At 56.1% G+C, this 14,771-nt stretch carries 16 protein-coding genes; 6 read left to right on the top strand and 10 right to left on the bottom strand.

The window, feature by feature from the left end:
* Positions 1-48: 48 nt before the first annotated feature.
* Entirely contained in the window at positions 49-762 is a 714-nt protein-coding gene (locus TH4_RS07325; protein WP_245227777.1) for an ATP12 family chaperone protein, read from the bottom strand.
* Between the two features lie 283 nt (positions 763-1,045).
* Between TH4_RS07325 and TH4_RS07320 the strand changes: the two genes are divergently transcribed.
* The 3 genes from TH4_RS07320 (at position 1,046) to TH4_RS07310 (ending at position 3,741) form a co-directional block, all read left to right on the top strand.
* Positions 1,046-2,068 (top strand): ABC transporter substrate-binding protein, encoded by a 1,023-nt coding sequence (locus TH4_RS07320; RefSeq protein ID WP_064780519.1) that lies wholly within the window; start codon positions 1,046-1,048, stop codon positions 2,066-2,068.
* A 98-nt stretch (positions 2,069-2,166) separates the two neighbouring features.
* Positions 2,167-2,952, top strand: coding sequence for an ABC transporter ATP-binding protein (locus TH4_RS07315; protein WP_064780518.1), 786 nt, complete (start codon positions 2,167-2,169; stop codon positions 2,950-2,952).
* Positions 2,953-2,970: 18 nt separating this feature from the next.
* Positions 2,971-3,741, top strand: coding sequence for an ABC transporter permease (locus TH4_RS07310; protein ID WP_008892212.1), 771 nt, complete (start codon positions 2,971-2,973; stop codon positions 3,739-3,741).
* A gap of 78 nt (positions 3,742-3,819) precedes the next feature.
* On the opposite strand, the gene TH4_RS07305 is transcribed toward TH4_RS07310, so the two are convergent.
* A complete protein-coding gene (locus tag TH4_RS07305) occupies positions 3,820-4,644 on the bottom strand; it encodes a dienelactone hydrolase family protein (protein WP_064780517.1) in 825 nt (274 codons plus the stop codon).
* Positions 4,645-4,925: 281 nt separating this feature from the next.
* Between TH4_RS07305 and TH4_RS07300 the strand changes: the two genes are divergently transcribed.
* Positions 4,926-5,540, top strand: coding sequence for an HAD family hydrolase (locus tag TH4_RS07300; RefSeq protein WP_063087047.1), 615 nt, complete (start codon positions 4,926-4,928; stop codon positions 5,538-5,540).
* A 26-nt stretch (positions 5,541-5,566) separates the two neighbouring features.
* Here the strand turns inward: TH4_RS07300 and TH4_RS07295 are convergent, their stop codons facing one another.
* Together TH4_RS07295 and TH4_RS07290 are read right to left on the bottom strand one after the other, a co-directional pair.
* Entirely contained in the window at positions 5,567-6,040 is a 474-nt protein-coding gene (locus tag TH4_RS07295) for an SRPBCC domain-containing protein (protein ID WP_064780516.1), read from the bottom strand.
* Positions 6,027-6,725 (bottom strand): HAD-IA family hydrolase, encoded by a 699-nt coding sequence (locus TH4_RS07290; protein ID WP_008892208.1) that lies wholly within the window; start codon positions 6,723-6,725, stop codon positions 6,027-6,029. Before TH4_RS07290 ends, TH4_RS07295 begins: the two co-directional genes overlap by 14 nt.
* A gap of 230 nt (positions 6,726-6,955) precedes the next feature.
* Here TH4_RS07290 and TH4_RS07285 point away from each other — a divergent pair, with 230 nt between their 5' ends.
* Positions 6,956-7,222 carry a hypothetical protein gene (locus TH4_RS07285; RefSeq protein WP_063087045.1) on the top strand — a complete coding sequence of 89 codons (267 nt, stop codon included), beginning with the start codon at positions 6,956-6,958 and terminating at the stop codon, positions 7,220-7,222.
* A 94-nt stretch (positions 7,223-7,316) separates the two neighbouring features.
* Here the strand turns inward: TH4_RS07285 and TH4_RS07280 are convergent, their stop codons facing one another.
* The 5 genes from TH4_RS07280 to TH4_RS07260 form a co-directional block, all read right to left on the bottom strand.
* Positions 7,317-8,420: an RluA family pseudouridine synthase gene (locus TH4_RS07280; protein WP_008892206.1), complete on the bottom strand. Its 1,104-nt coding sequence runs from the start codon at positions 8,418-8,420 to the stop codon at positions 7,317-7,319.
* The gene (crcB, locus tag TH4_RS07275; RefSeq protein ID WP_063087043.1) at positions 8,417-8,809 is read right to left on the bottom strand and encodes a fluoride efflux transporter CrcB; all 393 of its coding nucleotides are present in this window, start codon (positions 8,807-8,809) and stop codon (positions 8,417-8,419) included. The genes TH4_RS07280 and crcB overlap by 4 nt, the downstream gene beginning before the upstream one ends.
* A gap of 130 nt (positions 8,810-8,939) precedes the next feature.
* On the bottom strand, positions 8,940-9,470 hold the full coding sequence (locus tag TH4_RS07270; RefSeq protein ID WP_167351202.1) for a DUF1499 domain-containing protein: 531 nt from the start codon (positions 9,468-9,470) through the stop codon (positions 8,940-8,942).
* A 181-nt stretch (positions 9,471-9,651) separates the two neighbouring features.
* Positions 9,652-10,257, bottom strand: coding sequence for an FMN-dependent NADH-azoreductase (locus TH4_RS07265; RefSeq protein WP_063087040.1), 606 nt, complete (start codon positions 10,255-10,257; stop codon positions 9,652-9,654).
* Positions 10,258-10,375: 118 nt separating this feature from the next.
* On the bottom strand, positions 10,376-11,689 hold the full coding sequence (locus TH4_RS07260) for a replication-associated recombination protein A (protein ID WP_064780514.1): 1,314 nt from the start codon (positions 11,687-11,689) through the stop codon (positions 10,376-10,378).
* A 206-nt stretch (positions 11,690-11,895) separates the two neighbouring features.
* On the opposite strand from TH4_RS07260, the gene TH4_RS07255 reads away from it, so the two are divergent.
* The gene (locus TH4_RS07255) at positions 11,896-13,113 is read left to right on the top strand and encodes an MFS transporter (RefSeq protein WP_064780513.1); all 1,218 of its coding nucleotides are present in this window, start codon (positions 11,896-11,898) and stop codon (positions 13,111-13,113) included.
* Between the two features lie 65 nt (positions 13,114-13,178).
* Here TH4_RS07255 and TH4_RS07250 read toward each other — a convergent pair whose 3' ends face one another.
* Positions 13,179-14,636, bottom strand: coding sequence for a DegQ family serine endoprotease (locus TH4_RS07250; RefSeq protein WP_064780512.1), 1,458 nt, complete (start codon positions 14,634-14,636; stop codon positions 13,179-13,181).
* Positions 14,637-14,771 lie beyond the last annotated feature (135 nt).

Raw genomic sequence — 14,771 nt, 5'->3', positions numbered from 1 at the left:
TACCTGCTCCTTTGTATGGGTCATGGCGTTTGCGCGGCCAGTTGCGGTTTAGCCCAGCAACTCCAGATAACGTCCGGCGGCCAAAAACTCTGCCCGGTGACGGTCGAGACGGGCAATAGCCTCGGCGTCGTCACCCCACTTTTCCATCGCATAGCCTTCGTCAAGGATCGAGGCCTCAAACGCGGTTGTGGTGTCGAGCTTGCGGTTCATCACCGCAAGGCCAATGATCACGGAGCCGGATATCGTCGTCAGACTGTGCAGGGCTGTAAGGTAATAGTCGTCAAAACCTTCAACATGATCCTGCAAACGTAGCAATGCGTGGTCATCCTGGGTGATCGGCATCACACCTTCGGTGACCGTCAGCACCACCCCCAGATCGTTCTTTGACCAATCGAGCAGCGGTTGCCATGTCTTGGCCTGACGTTCGATCAGGTCTTCGGGGAACGATGCGCGATAGCACAGCAAATCCGATCGGCCATAACCGGTCAGTTCAGCAATCACCGCATCACGGTTCGGCCGCACCCGGTCGATCGCGGTCGCGGCAAGCTGCATGATCGGCATGGTGGAAGGCTGGACTTTTTCGCCCTGTGCGTCCCATTCCGCCGCGATTTCACGCGCAAGGACTTCGGATGGCAGCAGGAAATCGGCCTTGGCCGGTGTTTTCACCGCACGACCATCAAGAAGCACGCGCCAGCCGGCACCGGTTTCATCGGCGCTCGCATCGGCCTTTTTATAGAAACGTTTGATCGATTGTGTAAGCATGACCGCCATATGCCCAAAAGCAGCGGATTGCGCAAGTGATTTGCCACATAATTTGCCAGATAAAGAGCGCCAATTGAGCGATTATCAAGAATTTCTGTATAATTTTTGATCAAATTGCCCCATTGACCAAATAATAAACACCCTTACTCTGCTGGGCGAAGGTTACAAAACCGCGACAAAGCGGACGCACAGGCGACATGGCATGACCATTGCTAAGTGCGCATTGGATTTATCAGGTGGCTGGATTGTTTCATCGATCCGCATTCAGGAGGCTTCTTTAGACATGACCACGTTTACGAACCGACTTTTGGGGGCTGCTATCGGGGCGGCTGTTGCCCTTGGCGCGCATGCGGCCCTGGCAGATATGGCGATCAAATTCTCGCTCGACTGGAAATACGAAGGTCCGGCGGCACCGTATCTTCTGGCCAAGAAGAACGGCTATTTTGACGAAGAAGGCCTTGATGTCACGATTGACTCGGGCAACGGTTCGGTCGGTGCGATCACCCGTGTTGCCAGCGGCGCCTATGACCTTTCGCTTGCCGACATCAACTCGCTGGTGGAATTCAACGCATCCAACCCGGATCGCGCCATGAAGTCGATCTTCATGGTGTATGATCGCCCGCCATTTGCGCTGTTCATGCTGAAAAGCTCCGGCATTACCAAGCCGGAAGATCTGGTTGGCAAAACCCTTGGCGCACCGGTCTTTGATGCGTCCCGCAAACTGTATCCGGCCTTTGCATCGGCCACCGGTCTGGACCTTGACGCTGTGACCTGGGAAAGCATGGATCCGCCGCTGCGTGAGCCGATGCTGGTGCGTGGCGATGTGGATGCGATTTCCGGTCACTATTTCACCTCGATCCTGAACCTGCAGGCTCAGGGTGTTGCCAAGGATGACCTGACCGTCTTTATGTATAAAGACTTTGGTATGGACTTCTATGGCAACGGCATTCTGGCATCGCCGGACATGATGGAAAACCACCCGGAAGAAGTTAAAGGCTTCCTGCGTGGTGTGGTCAAAGGCTGGGCGGCGGCGATTGCCGATCCGCAGTCTGCAATTGACGCCCTTAAGGAAGTCGATCCGCTGATCAACCCGGATCTTGAGCTGCAGCGTCTGCAGATGGCGATTGATGAAAACGTCGTCACCCCGGCAACCCTTGAAGAAGGCATGGGCCTTGTCAAAGCCGACCGTATGGCCAAGGCCATTGATCAGGTTGCCCTGGCATTCGGGTTTGAGAACAAGCCGTCGGTTGATGACATCTATACCGACGAATTCATGCCGTCTGCCGAAGACCGCATGCTGAAGTAATCATCTTATGAGACGGGGCAGTCGGATTTTCTGACTGCCCCGTTTTCCATGACAGAGAAACAAGAATACGAACAGGCCAAGCAGGGGGAATAACTGCAGTGTCCAAAAGCTTCGTCGAACTCAACGACGTCAAACTTCGCTATAGCGAAGGCGATGAACTGGCGCTTGAAACCACCAATATGAAGATCGACAAGGGCGAATTTATCGCCGTTGTCGGCCCATCGGGCTGTGGCAAGTCATCCTTGCTGAAACTGGTTTCCGGCCTGATGCCGCCATCTGAGGGCAATGTCATTGTCGATGGCAAGGAAGTTTCAGGGCCGCTCAAGATTGTTGGCATGGCGTTTCAGAACCCCACCCTTTTGCCGTGGCGCACGACCCTTGATAACGTTCTGTTGCCGATGGAAATCGTCAAGCCGCACCGCAACCGCCTGCGCAAACATCGCGCGGAATATGAAGAAAGCGCGCGCAAGCTTTTGGCGACGGTCGGGCTTGAAGGCCACGAAGACAAATATCCGTGGGAGCTTTCGGGCGGCATGCAGCAGCGCGCATCACTGTGCCGGTCATTGATCCATGAGCCGGACCTTTTGATGCTCGACGAGCCGTTTGGCGCGCTTGATGCCTTCACCCGTGAAGAGCTTTGGGACATTTTGCAGAACCTTTGGATGATCAAGCCGTTCACGGTTATTCTGGTCACCCATGATTTGCGTGAGGCCGCCTATCTTGCCGATACCATCTATGTGATGTCCAAACGCCCGGGTAAAATCCTTGTGGAACGTGAAAACACCCTGCCCCGCCCCCGCGATCAGGAAACCACCTTTACCCAGCCTTTCACCGATCTTGTCCACGAATTGCGCAGTCACATTCGTGACGTGCGAGAAGCATAAGGAAGGGCGGGAAAAGTCATGAAAAAGAAATTGAACCTTCGCAAAGCAACGCCGTGGCTGAGCGCCATCGGGCTTTTCGTGCTGTGGGAATTGATTGTGCGGATTTTCAACATTCCGCCCTATGTCCTGCCGACCCCGTCTGAGAGCATTATTGTCGGCTGGCAGTTCCATGAAGCGATCTGGATGCATGCCTATCACACGCTTTATACGACACTGGCGGGCTTTGCCATTGCCGTGGTGTTCGGGGTTGTGCTGGGTGCGCTGGTCGGATCAAGCCGGGCGATTTATGACGCGGCCAATCCGCTTTTGGTCGGGTTTAACTCTGTCCCCAAGGTGGCCCTTGTCCCGGTTCTGGTGATGTGGTTTGGCATCGGTACGGTGCCGGCGATCATCACGGCGTTTTTGATTTCGTTCTTTCCGATTGTGGTCAACGTTGCCACCGGCCTTGCCACGCTGGAGCCGGAACTGCGCGATGTGTTGCGGTCGCTTGGCGCGACACGGCGTGACATCCTGATCAAGGTCGGCTTCCCGCGGGCGATGCCGTACTTCTTTGCATCCCTTAAGGTTGCGATCACCCTAGCCTTTGTCGGCTCGGTGATTTCGGAAACCGTCGCGTCGAACGTGGGTGTTGGTTATTTGATGTTGTCGGCGTCGTCGAAATTCAACATGCCGCTGGTGTTTGCCGGATTGCTGGTGATCGCGGTGATGGGGATTGCGATGTACGAGATCTTCAACGTCATCGAACGCCGGTCGACCAAATGGGCAAACCGCGGAAATCCGACGAACTAAACCCCATTTGAACCAATCATCAGACAAATAAAAAGGCCGGGAAACCCCGGCCTTTTTTCATCGTACCATTGGCGATGGTTAGCTTAGATGTTCGTCAAAGAAGGCCATGGTGCGTTCCCAGGCCAGCATGGCATCTTCGCCGTCATAGCGGCCACCCGTCGGGTTGGCAAAGGAGTGATCGGCGTCATACCAGAAGAACTGGTAATCGGTCTTGCCAGCAATGCGGAGCGATTCTTCGAAGCCTTCGACCATTTCCCGGTTGATGTTTTTATCAAGGGTACCGAAATGGCCCATGATCGGCGCATTGAGCGTTGCGACCTGTTCCGGGGTCTTTTTGACGTTACCGTAATAGATCACGGCTGCGTCAATATTGGTCGCAAGTGCTGTATTGAGCGACCAGCCACCGCCAAAGCACCAACCGACCGAACCAACCTTGCCAGTTGAGTCCTTGTGGTTACGCAGGAATTCGACCGAGGCCTGCAACTTGCGGGTCGCAACCGCCGGGTCCATCGAAGACATCAGGGAACGCGCCCCATCCGGCGTGGTGGCAGGTGGTTTGCCATACAGGTCAACCGCAAGCGCGATATAGCCCTGCTTGGCATATTCAGCCGCCACTGCGCGGATATGATCATTAAGCCCCCACCATTCGTGGATCAGAATGACCGTCGGTGCCGGAAGGGTTGCCGGCATGGCGACTTCGGCGACCATTTCATCGCCTTCTGGCGTGGTGATGGTCACTTTATCAAGTCCGTGGCCCGCCGCATGGGCCAGCATCGGGTCGGCAAGAATAACAGCCAAAGGCAGGGCAACTGCGCCCTTCAGAAACAGTCGGCGTTCTTCATCGGTTGCCTTGGGCGGCGGACCGAGATGTTCGTGGGAGCCACATCCGTCTAGCGTACACATGTTCTAGCCTCCTCTGATTCCTGTTTTCGGGTTTTCCCCGTATCACCATCATTTGCGACGGCACGCCCGGTTGGCAAATGACATTACTGTCATCTGGCCTGTCATCTAGCCTGTCATCTATATTCAGACGCGACCGCATTTCATTCAGGTTTGTTTACGGTGCCAATCGCAACAAGGATCATGATAACACAGCGTTTGGCCCCTAACTGCTGCTTGCACCATTGGACGTCCCCTGATTAAAAGGGGCACCCAACAGCCACAACCCGCCAGATGGAGAAGACATGCGCGATATTGAAACGGTTTTGTTCGACCTTGGCGGCGTTCTTGTCGATTGGGATCCGCGCTATCTGTATCGCAAGATGTTCAAGGACGATGCGGAGATGGAGCGTTTTCTGGCCGAGGTTTGTCATCCGCACTGGAACCATCTGCATGATCAGGGGATGCTGAGTTTTGCCAATTCCATCCCCGACCTTCAGCACCGCTATCCGCAGCACCATGACGAGATCGCCGCATGGCAGGAACGCTGGCCGGAGATGCTAAAAGGCGCGATTGATCGCACGGTCGGTATTCTTGAAGACCTTAAAAAACGCAAAAAAGTGCGGCTGTTTGCCCTGACCAACTGGTCGGCAGAAACATGGCCGCATGCATTGGAACGCTTTGAGTTCCTTGATCACTTCGAAGATATTCTGGTGTCTGGCCAGGAAAAACTCGCCAAGCCCGATCCGCGGATTTTTGATCTGGCGATTTCACGCTTCAAGCTTAACCCGCGCGAAACCCTGTTTATCGATGACAGCGAGCGTAACATTCAGCAGGCGCGAGAACTGGGCTTTATCACCCACTGGTTCCGCGACCCGGTGAAATTGCAGCGTGAATTGATCGAGTATCAGCTGTACTGATCAGCGGACCGATATCAAAGCCGCCCCTAGCGGCGCTGGCGCAGATAATTGCCAAAGCATTCGCCAAAGGCAAATTCCCAACCCTTGAGGTAGCCTTCGCGAAGGGCTGGCGCGATTTGGCCGACATTTTCCCATGCCTTGTGCTCCAACCGGATGACACAGCGACCAAACTCGTTGAGGTCAAAGGACACCTCAACCAGGGTAAAGTCGCCGGCATTCCAGCCCGGATGCCAGGTAAAGGACACATGTTCGCCCGGTTGCCAGCTTCTTACCCGCCCCCAAGGGATATCATCCTGCCCCTTGGCGCGTTCGATAATTTCACCGCCAACACCGTCATTGAATTCGACCGTGATGCAGTCCTTTTTTGTGATCGAATGGGTATCGGTCGGCCACCAGTCGCCAAAGCCCGATGTGAATGCCTTGAACGCATCATCCGGATCGACGGCCAGGGTCAGCTCAAAACGGATCGGGGCAAGGTCGGGGTTCTTAAGCGGCGTCACGGTCAATTTCCCAAATCGTATCAAGGGCAGCAGTCAGTTCATCAAAGTGGCTGATGACGGCGTGCGCACCTGATTTATGCAGCGTATCGACATCATGATAGCCCCAATCAACGCCGATGGCGATCATGCCAGCCGCCCGGCCCATTTCGATGTCATAGCTGGTATCGCCAACGATCACCGCATTGGGCGCATCGACCCCGGTTTCTTCAAGGGCCGCCATCAACATCGCGGGATTGGGTTTTGACGGATGATTGTCACAGGTCTGAAGGGTGACAAAGCGGCCTTCAAGTTCGTTGCGCGCCAGCACCGCATCAAGACCCCGACGGGCCTTGCCGGTTGCCACACCGCTTAGCCATTTGCGGCCATCGATTTCCATCAGAACTTCGTGCACACCGGGGAACAGCGGCTCGTGGAAATCGGGGGTCTGGCGCAGGGTGAAGAATGCGGTTTTATAGGCCGCTGTCACGGCTGCGATGATGTCCTCATCCACCCGTGCCGGGCTTGCCAGCTTTGTGATGGCTTCGGGCAGGCTCAGACCAATGATGGTGCGCGTGTTTTCAAGCCCCGGACAATCCAGGCCATGCTGCGCAAAGGCATGATCCATGCAGTGCGCAATGGCGTGCTGGCTGTCAACAAGGGTGCCGTCGCAATCAAAAATCACAAGTCGGAGCGGATCAGTGGTCATGTGGGGTCTTTCATCAAAAATTTGGAACGCGGAGACTAATCGAAAGCGTTTCAAAGATCGAGTCTCCCGCGGTTGTATTGCCGTGCATTTTTTGTGCTGTGCGGGAAGCACCAGAAACCACAAGTGAATTTTGTATTACTGTCTAAGCGGAGCAATGCGCGCTACAATTGAATTCTGGCCTACAGGGCCCTGCCCGACAGAGGCAGGCTCTCTGCGACAGGAGGCAGACCATGCTTACACTTCGCGACTGCATCGACTTCAGCGACCTCACCGAGGAGGAAGTGCTGGCTATTGCCGAGTGCGAGCATATTCCATTGGTCACCGCCCTTGAGGAGGGTGAGTGCATGGTGCATACCAAAAACGGCCGCAAACAGCTTGCCGTGATGATCAAGGGCCAGGCCGAAATGTGTGAACGCATGGGCAATACGGTTCATGCCCAACACCTGAACCGGGTCTATGACGCCTTCATGAGACGTTTCGACAGCAAAAACACCTAGTACAGACTGTGTCCCAACGCCGTTTGATCAGGAGGACGAAAAAGCCGACGCAATGCGTCGGCTTTTCGGTGTTTGGTGCCGTTTCGACAACACCCTATTTCTTGCGTGCACGCGACGGTTTTGCCTTTGGCTTGGGCTTTTCTTCCTTTTCGCGGTGAATTTCCGGGGTCAGGAATTTGGTCGGCGTTTTCGGATCGAAGTTCAGCTTTTTGAGCGTTTCGGCAAAATGTTCCGGCACGGGTGCCTCGATCACGACGCGATGGCCGGTGACCGGGTGCGGGAAATCAATCGCACGCGCATGCAGATGCATCTGATTGGACAGGCCATCAATAAACGCCTTGGGCCCACCATATTTGCCGTCGCCGAGGATCGGGCATTCGATGGCCTCGCAATGAACACGCAACTGGTGAGTACGACCGGTCAGCGGTGACAGGGCAAGCCATGCGGCCTTGCGCCCGGCGCGATGAAGCTGGCGGAAGACGGACTGTGCCGATTTACCGAGCTTCTCGTCGATGACCATTTTCTCCCCGCCCTTGCCAGCGATTTTGGCAAGCGGGGCATCAATCATGCCTTCGCGTTCCGCAGGCGCACCGGTGACAATCGCCCAGTAAAGCTTGCGGGTCGATTTATCCTTGAACGCCTTGGTCAGCGCATGGGCCGCCGATGCCGAACGGGCCAGCAACAGCACACCACTGGTGTCCTTATCCAGACGGTGGACCAGCTTCGGGCGTTCCTTGCTATCAAGCTTCAGCGCATCAAGCATGCCATCGACATGAACATTGGTGTTGGTCCCGCCCTGCACGGCAAGGCCGGCGGGCTTGTTGATTGCCAGAACCAACTCGTCATAGAAAATGACGGAATCGCGCAGTGCCTGCAGCTCTGCCTCGGTCGCATCGGACTTGGCGGGGCCAGCGTGTTTGCGTTGCTGGACTTCAGACGGGTTATAGCCCGAACCATCTTCGCCCCATGGGCCGGTACCACCACCGGACATGACCGGCGCAGGTGGTACACGGATTTCCTGGCCCGGCTCAACACGCTGATTGGCCTTGGCACGTTTGCCATCGACACGGATCTGACCGCCACGCAGGAATTTCTGGACCTGACCAAATGTGAATTCGGGACAGTTGCGCTTGAACCAGCGATCGAGCCGAATGTCGGCCTCGTCTGCCTTGACCTTGCGCAGAGTGACACCACTCATTGCAGAATACCCCTTACCAGCGCGATTGCGCCAAACAATGCCGAAATACCGACCACCACGGACACACCAACATAAAGGGCGGCAAGCCCCATATTGCCCCGTTCATACAAGGTCGCGACATCCAGCGAGAACGTCGAAAAAGTTGTAAACGCCCCCAGAAAACCGGTCACAAGGAGTGCGCGCGTTTCAAGCCCCATGGATAGTTTCAGGGCGGAAACCTCGATCAGCACCCCCATCAGGAACGAACCGACGACATTGACCGTCAAAGTTCCCCAGGGAAATCCAGTGCCCATCACAGAACCCATCATGACGGAAACACTGTGACGCGCAACGGCACCAATGGCACCGCCCAAGGCAATGGATGCGATTAACAACGGTGAAAATTGCATGGCGCGGAACCTATTCCCTCAGTCCTGAAATGTCACGTGTGAATACGGCATGGGCCCATGCCAGCCAAGGGTATCAAACACCATGGCCGACGGATGATCAATCGCGTTGGCATTGGCTGTTTATCCCGGTTTACTGATTTTGTCCCATGCGGGCTTCGACATCGGCAAGCCAGGCCCGTGTGCGTTTTTCATTTTGCCCGAAATCATCGCGGCCATAGACCGATTGGGCGAACAAACAGAAAGCCACATCATTGCCGGTTTCCGGCAGGATCAACTCGATCTCGACCCAGTCGGGAAAACGAAATACTGCCGAGCGTGCCAGGAAATAAAGGCGACCGGCCTTGCCACCCGAAACATCGGTCATCAACGTCATGCCGTGATCCGGGGCGGTTTCGATCAAAACCTCGGTCAGTGTCGCGACCGACGCCGCAAAAGACGGACTTTGCATGGCGCGGTCACTGTCAGGTAGGCGATCGACCGGACAGGCAAGGAAGAAATTCGGCACATTCGGAAGGTCGGCATCGCGCCCGAAGGTCATATTGGGGGGATCGCCAGCAGGCAACATATGATCCATCAGCCCGGTAAAACGGACCGTTACGAAAATGCCTGCCAGTACCAGCAGTCCCCAGATTGCAACCATCGCCAGCCGTTTCAATGACACCACCTGCCCTTTTGCGAACTCCGATACCATAAACACAAAAGGTTAAGAATCAAAATGCCCGAACGGGAGGGAACCGTCGGGCATTTCGGGAAACACGCCCGTCAATCAGCAAACCAAGGGGGGGGGGATATGGAAATTCGCTGATCGGCGGGAATGTATCGGGACTTTTGAACCGGGATGCTTAGGCAGCGGCCGGCAGCTTGGCCGCTTCGACATTGGCAATGGCCTTGGCCATGGCTTCTTCGGCGTTAACACCAAAGCCAGACGCTTCGACGACTTCAACATCGGTGATGCCGATAAAGGCCAGAACCTGTTTGAGGTACGGGGTCGCGAAATCAGCCGGGCTATTGACCGGAACGCCACCGGTTGCGGCGACGATGTAGGCTTTTTTGCCTTCGACCAGACCAACCGGGCCGTTTTCGGTGTAGTTGAAGGTCACACCAACGCGGGCGATCAGATCAACCCAAGCCTTAAGGGTCGACGGGATGGAGAAGTTGTACATCGGTGCACCGATCACAAGAACATCTGCATCCATAATCTCAGCCACCATCTTGTCAGATGCGGCGATCACTTTTTTCTGAGCTTCTGAACGGTTTTCAGCCGGGGTGTAATAGGCACCAACGGTTTCGCCGGTGATCGCTGAAACGACTGCCTCGTTGGTGTCGCGTTCAATAACGGTTGCCGACGAATCAGCGGCCTTGATGCGGTCGATCAGTTTGAGGGCGATCTGGCGGGAGTTCGAGTTCTCACCATTCACAGATGCGCTAACATGCAGAACTTTAGTCATTTTCAGTCTCCGAGTCCGGGTTTGTTTGTTGCCCTGAACTTACGCCTGCCAAACCGATCTGTTTAGCCAGAGACTCTTCACCAGATTGTTTCCATTTTGGAACCTAACACGCCCTACGCTAGTTATTGTCGCGTTTCTTTTGACGCTCTGCGCGCAGGCGGTCGAAATATTCGACGCGCTTTTTCAGATCGCGTTCAAAGCCGCGTTCAACCGGCTCGTAGAAATTTTGCCGACGCATGCCTTCGGGGAAGTAGTTCTGGCCGGAAAAGCCATCTTCCTGATCATGGTCATAGGCATAGCCGGTGCCATAGCCGATATCCTTCATCAGCTTGGTCGGCGCATTAAGGATATGGGCGGGCGGCATCAGCGACCCGGTATCGCGCGCGATCTTGAGCGACTTTTTATAAGCCGCATAACCGGCATTGGATTTCGGCGCGAGGGCGAGATAAATCACCGCCTGTGCCAGGGCCAGTTCGCCTTCGGGACTGCCAAGGCGTTCGTATGATTCCCACGCGCCAATGCAGAATTGCTGTGCCTGCGGATCGGCAAGGCCGATATCCTCGACCGCCATGCGGGTCAGTCGGCGGGCGACGAATTTGGGATCCTCTCCCCCGGCCATCATACGGTTGAACCAATACAACGCTGCATCCGGGTCCGACCCACGAATGGATTTATGCAGCGCACTAATCAGGTTGTAATGGCTATCATCGCCCTTGTCATAGATCGGCATGCGCTTTTGCACGGTGCGGGCAAGCTCCGCCACGCCAAGCGGACCATCATCTTCGCTGGGCGGCAGGGAAAACAGTTCCTCTGCCAGGTTCAGGCAATAACGCCCATCGCCATCGGCCATGGCGCGCAGGGTTTCGCGTGCCTCGGGCGTGACAGGCAGCTCAAAGCCCATTTCCTTTTCGGCGCGTACCAAAAGTTCTTCAAGGCCCTGATCATCAAGACGCTTGAGCACCAATACCTGACACCGTGACAGAAGTGCTGCGTTCAATTCAAAGGACGGGTTTTCGGTGGTCGCACCGATCAGGGTGATGGTGCCGTCTTCGACATAGGGCAGGAAGCTGTCCTGCTGGGCCTTGTTGAAACGATGGATCTCGTCAATGAACAGCAAGGTCGCCCCACCGGTCGAACGGCGCGCACGGGCACGTTCAAACACCTTGCGCAGGTCAGCAACGCCAGAAAAGATCGCCGAGAGCGGTTCAAACGCCATATCGGCAACATCGGCCATCAGCCGAGCCAATGTCGTTTTGCCACAGCCCGGCGGCCCCCACAGGATCACAGACGGCACACGGCCGGTCTTGATCATGCGGGTGATCGGGCCATCATCGCCAAACAGATGCCCCTGGCCCACCACTTCATCGAGTTTGGCGGGGCGCAGTCTGTCGGCCAAAGGGCGCGTGACCTGACTTTCAAACAGGGAAACCATGCTGGAACAATACGATGTTGGTTTTTGGGGCGTCTTGACCGGAAAGTAACACGCAGATGACATTGATGACAGACGAAACATCGCCGATTGACGCTGGCATATGTGCGGCATAGCTTTCAGGCTTGTTTCCATCCAAGCAACAAAAAGAACACGTTCGTGACGCTCGTTTTTGCCTGCCTGCCCGACCTTGATTGTCGGTGCCTGCCATGACGTCGACTTTACATGGCACGCCCGCCAAACTGCCGATCGTGATCGGGTTGGGCACCGGACAGACCCTTGCATTTGGTACCACGCTGTATCTGCCGGCCATTCTGGCAGAGCCGATGGCAAATGAGCTTGGCATTCCACCCGGTTGGGCGTTTGGCGCCTTTTCACTTGCGCTGGTGGTTGCCGCCCTTTTCGGCCCCAAGGCCGGGGCGCGGATTGATCAATTTGGTGGGCGCACGGTGCTGGCGGTGTCCAGCCTGATCTTTGCGTGCGGCCTTGCGATACTGGGTACGGCCGATAACCTGACCATGATGTGTATAGCTTGGTGCGTGATTGGTGTTGGCATGTCGATGGGGCTTTATGAGTCGGCCTTTGCCACGCTGAGCTGGATTTATGGCCATGATGCACGCGGCCCGATCACCGGCATTACCCTGATTGCCGGATTTGCCAGCACGATCTGCTGGCCGATTACCGCCGGGTTAGAAGCCGAGTTTGACTGGCGCACGGCATGCTATTTCTGGGCGGCGATGCATATCGTGCTGGGCTTGCCGCTTAATCTGTTTCTGATCCCGCGGACCAAGGGAGACGCGCATACGAGGGCAGAACACGAAACACCCAAGGCGGCGCCTGCCCAGGCCAAGCTATCGCGTTCGGATATCTTCAACATGCCGATGATCCTGCTGGCCATCGTATTTGCCGCCAGTTGGTTTACCGCAACGGCCATGGCCGCCCATTTACCACGCCTGTTACAAATTTCGGGGATGGATGCGACGGGTGCGCTGATTGCGGCGTCGCTTGTGGGGCCAGCACAGGTTGCTGGCCGGTTGGCCGAGTTCGGGTTGCTGAAAAAGATGCATCCGCTGATTTCATCACGGCTTTCGGCCCTGACCCATCCAGTGGGGGCTGTGTTACTTTTGATTTTTGGCGGGCCGGTCGGGATGCTGTTTACCAGCCTGCACGGCATCGGCAACGGGATCCTGACCATCGCCAAGGGCACCTTGCCACTGGCGATCTTTGGCCCGGTTGGATATGGCGCCCGGCAAGGCTATATCATGGCACCATCGCGCTTTGCACAGGCGGCGGCCCCGTTTGTCTTCGGGCTTTTGATTGATGATTACGGTCAGTATGCGATTTTTCTGACCATTGCGCTTGGCCTTATCACCTTTGCCGCCCTGATGATGTTGCGTCATCGCCCCGCCCCCGGCAATGCAGGCTGAACAAGATACAAAAAGGCGCGCACCACAGCGGTACGCGCCTTTGTTTTCGGTATCAGGCCTGACAGTTACAGGGTGAAATCGCCGGTCAGGACCTTGCCATCGCGTTTGACGGAAATCTTCCAGTCGCGGCTGCGTTCGCCGGCACGGACGACTTCCTTGAAACGCGCGACGGTATCAATCGGCTGCCCATTGACCTCGACAATATAGTCACCGGCCTGAAGACGCGTGCGACGTGCGAGGCTATCGCGGGCAACGGCCAGGATCATTACACCTTCGCTAAGCGTATCGATGCCCAGCTCATCGGCCAGTGCCGGGTTCATGTTGGCGATTTTGGTGCCGCTGAAAGGATTGCGGCCATCAATGATGCTTTCGTCACGGGCGGGAATTTCCGGTGCGACTTCCAGCGGCATGGCAAGGATGGTTTCGGCCCCGCGCCGCAGGACTGACAGCTTTGCCTCGCCGTTCAGCTCAAGCGTTGCGATACGGAATTTAAGCTCGTTCGGGTTATCTACCGCCAGGCCATTGACCGCGATGACAACGTCACCCGATTGCAGGCCGCCGCGTTCAGCCGGGCTTCCTGCGCGAACCTTGTTGATCAGGACACCATGCGGGCGATCCAGTTCAAGCGAGGCCGCCAGATCGGCCGTCACCGACTGCCCGGCCGCCCCCAGCCAAGGGCGACGCAGATCGCCACTGATCAGGCCGCGCATCACCACCTTGACCATATTGGCCGGAACCGCAAAGCCGATGCCGTTCGACCCACCAGACTTGGTAAAGATCGCCGAGTTCACCCCGATCAGGTTGCCATCAATATCGACCAATGCCCCACCGGAGTTCCCCGGGTTAATCGCGGCATCGGTCTGGATGAAGGATTGATAATCCTGACCGGTGACACCGGCACGCGCCAATGCCGAAACGATGCCACTGGTCACGGTTTGTCCGACACCAAACGGGTTGCCGATGGCAAGCACAAGGTCGCCGACCTCGACCGCGTCAGAGTCGCCAAACGGAATGGCCGGCAGTTCGTTATCAACCCCGCGCAGTTTCAGGACGGCAAGATCGGTGCGTTCGTCCGAGCCAACCAGATCGGCATCAAATTCACGGTTGTCATGCAAGACGACGCGGATCTCGCTGGCGCCATCAATCACGTGATGGTTGGTAACCACCGTGCCATTGCCCGAAACAATCACACCAGATCCGAGCGAGCGTTCAACACGTTGGCGCGGGGCACCGAAGGCACCACCGAAACGATCACCAAAGAACTGTTTGAAGAACGGGTCGTTGAAGAACGGCGTCCGCTGGCGTTGTTCGACGACCCTCTTGGTGTAGATGTTGACAACCGCCGGGGCGGTTTGTTTGACCAATGGCGAAAGCGACATCTTGATGTCCGCCTGGCTTGACGGCAAACGCCGGTCCAGGGTGGCTTCATCGCTTTGGGCATGGGCCAGATTGCCTGTACTGGAAATCGTCGCCAGTCCGATTAAGGCAAAGGCGACAATCTTTGAAATCCATCTTGCCTGCACGTCACACTCTCTCTGTTGGTTTGCTTGTTCGCGGTCCTGTGACCGACAAAGACTTGTCATCAATTAGGGAAACTAGACCTTACGCGCAACCTTGTCGGAAATATGAAATTTCTGAAATTTAGCCAAAAGAAAACG

It is taken from the genome of Thalassospira tepidiphila MCCC 1A03514 (genome assembly GCF_001662875.1).
Taxonomy (GTDB): Bacteria; Pseudomonadota; Alphaproteobacteria; order Rhodospirillales; family Thalassospiraceae; genus Thalassospira; species Thalassospira tepidiphila.
Note: the sequence above shows the minus strand (reverse complement) of the source record. Positions and strands in the feature narration are given on the sequence as shown.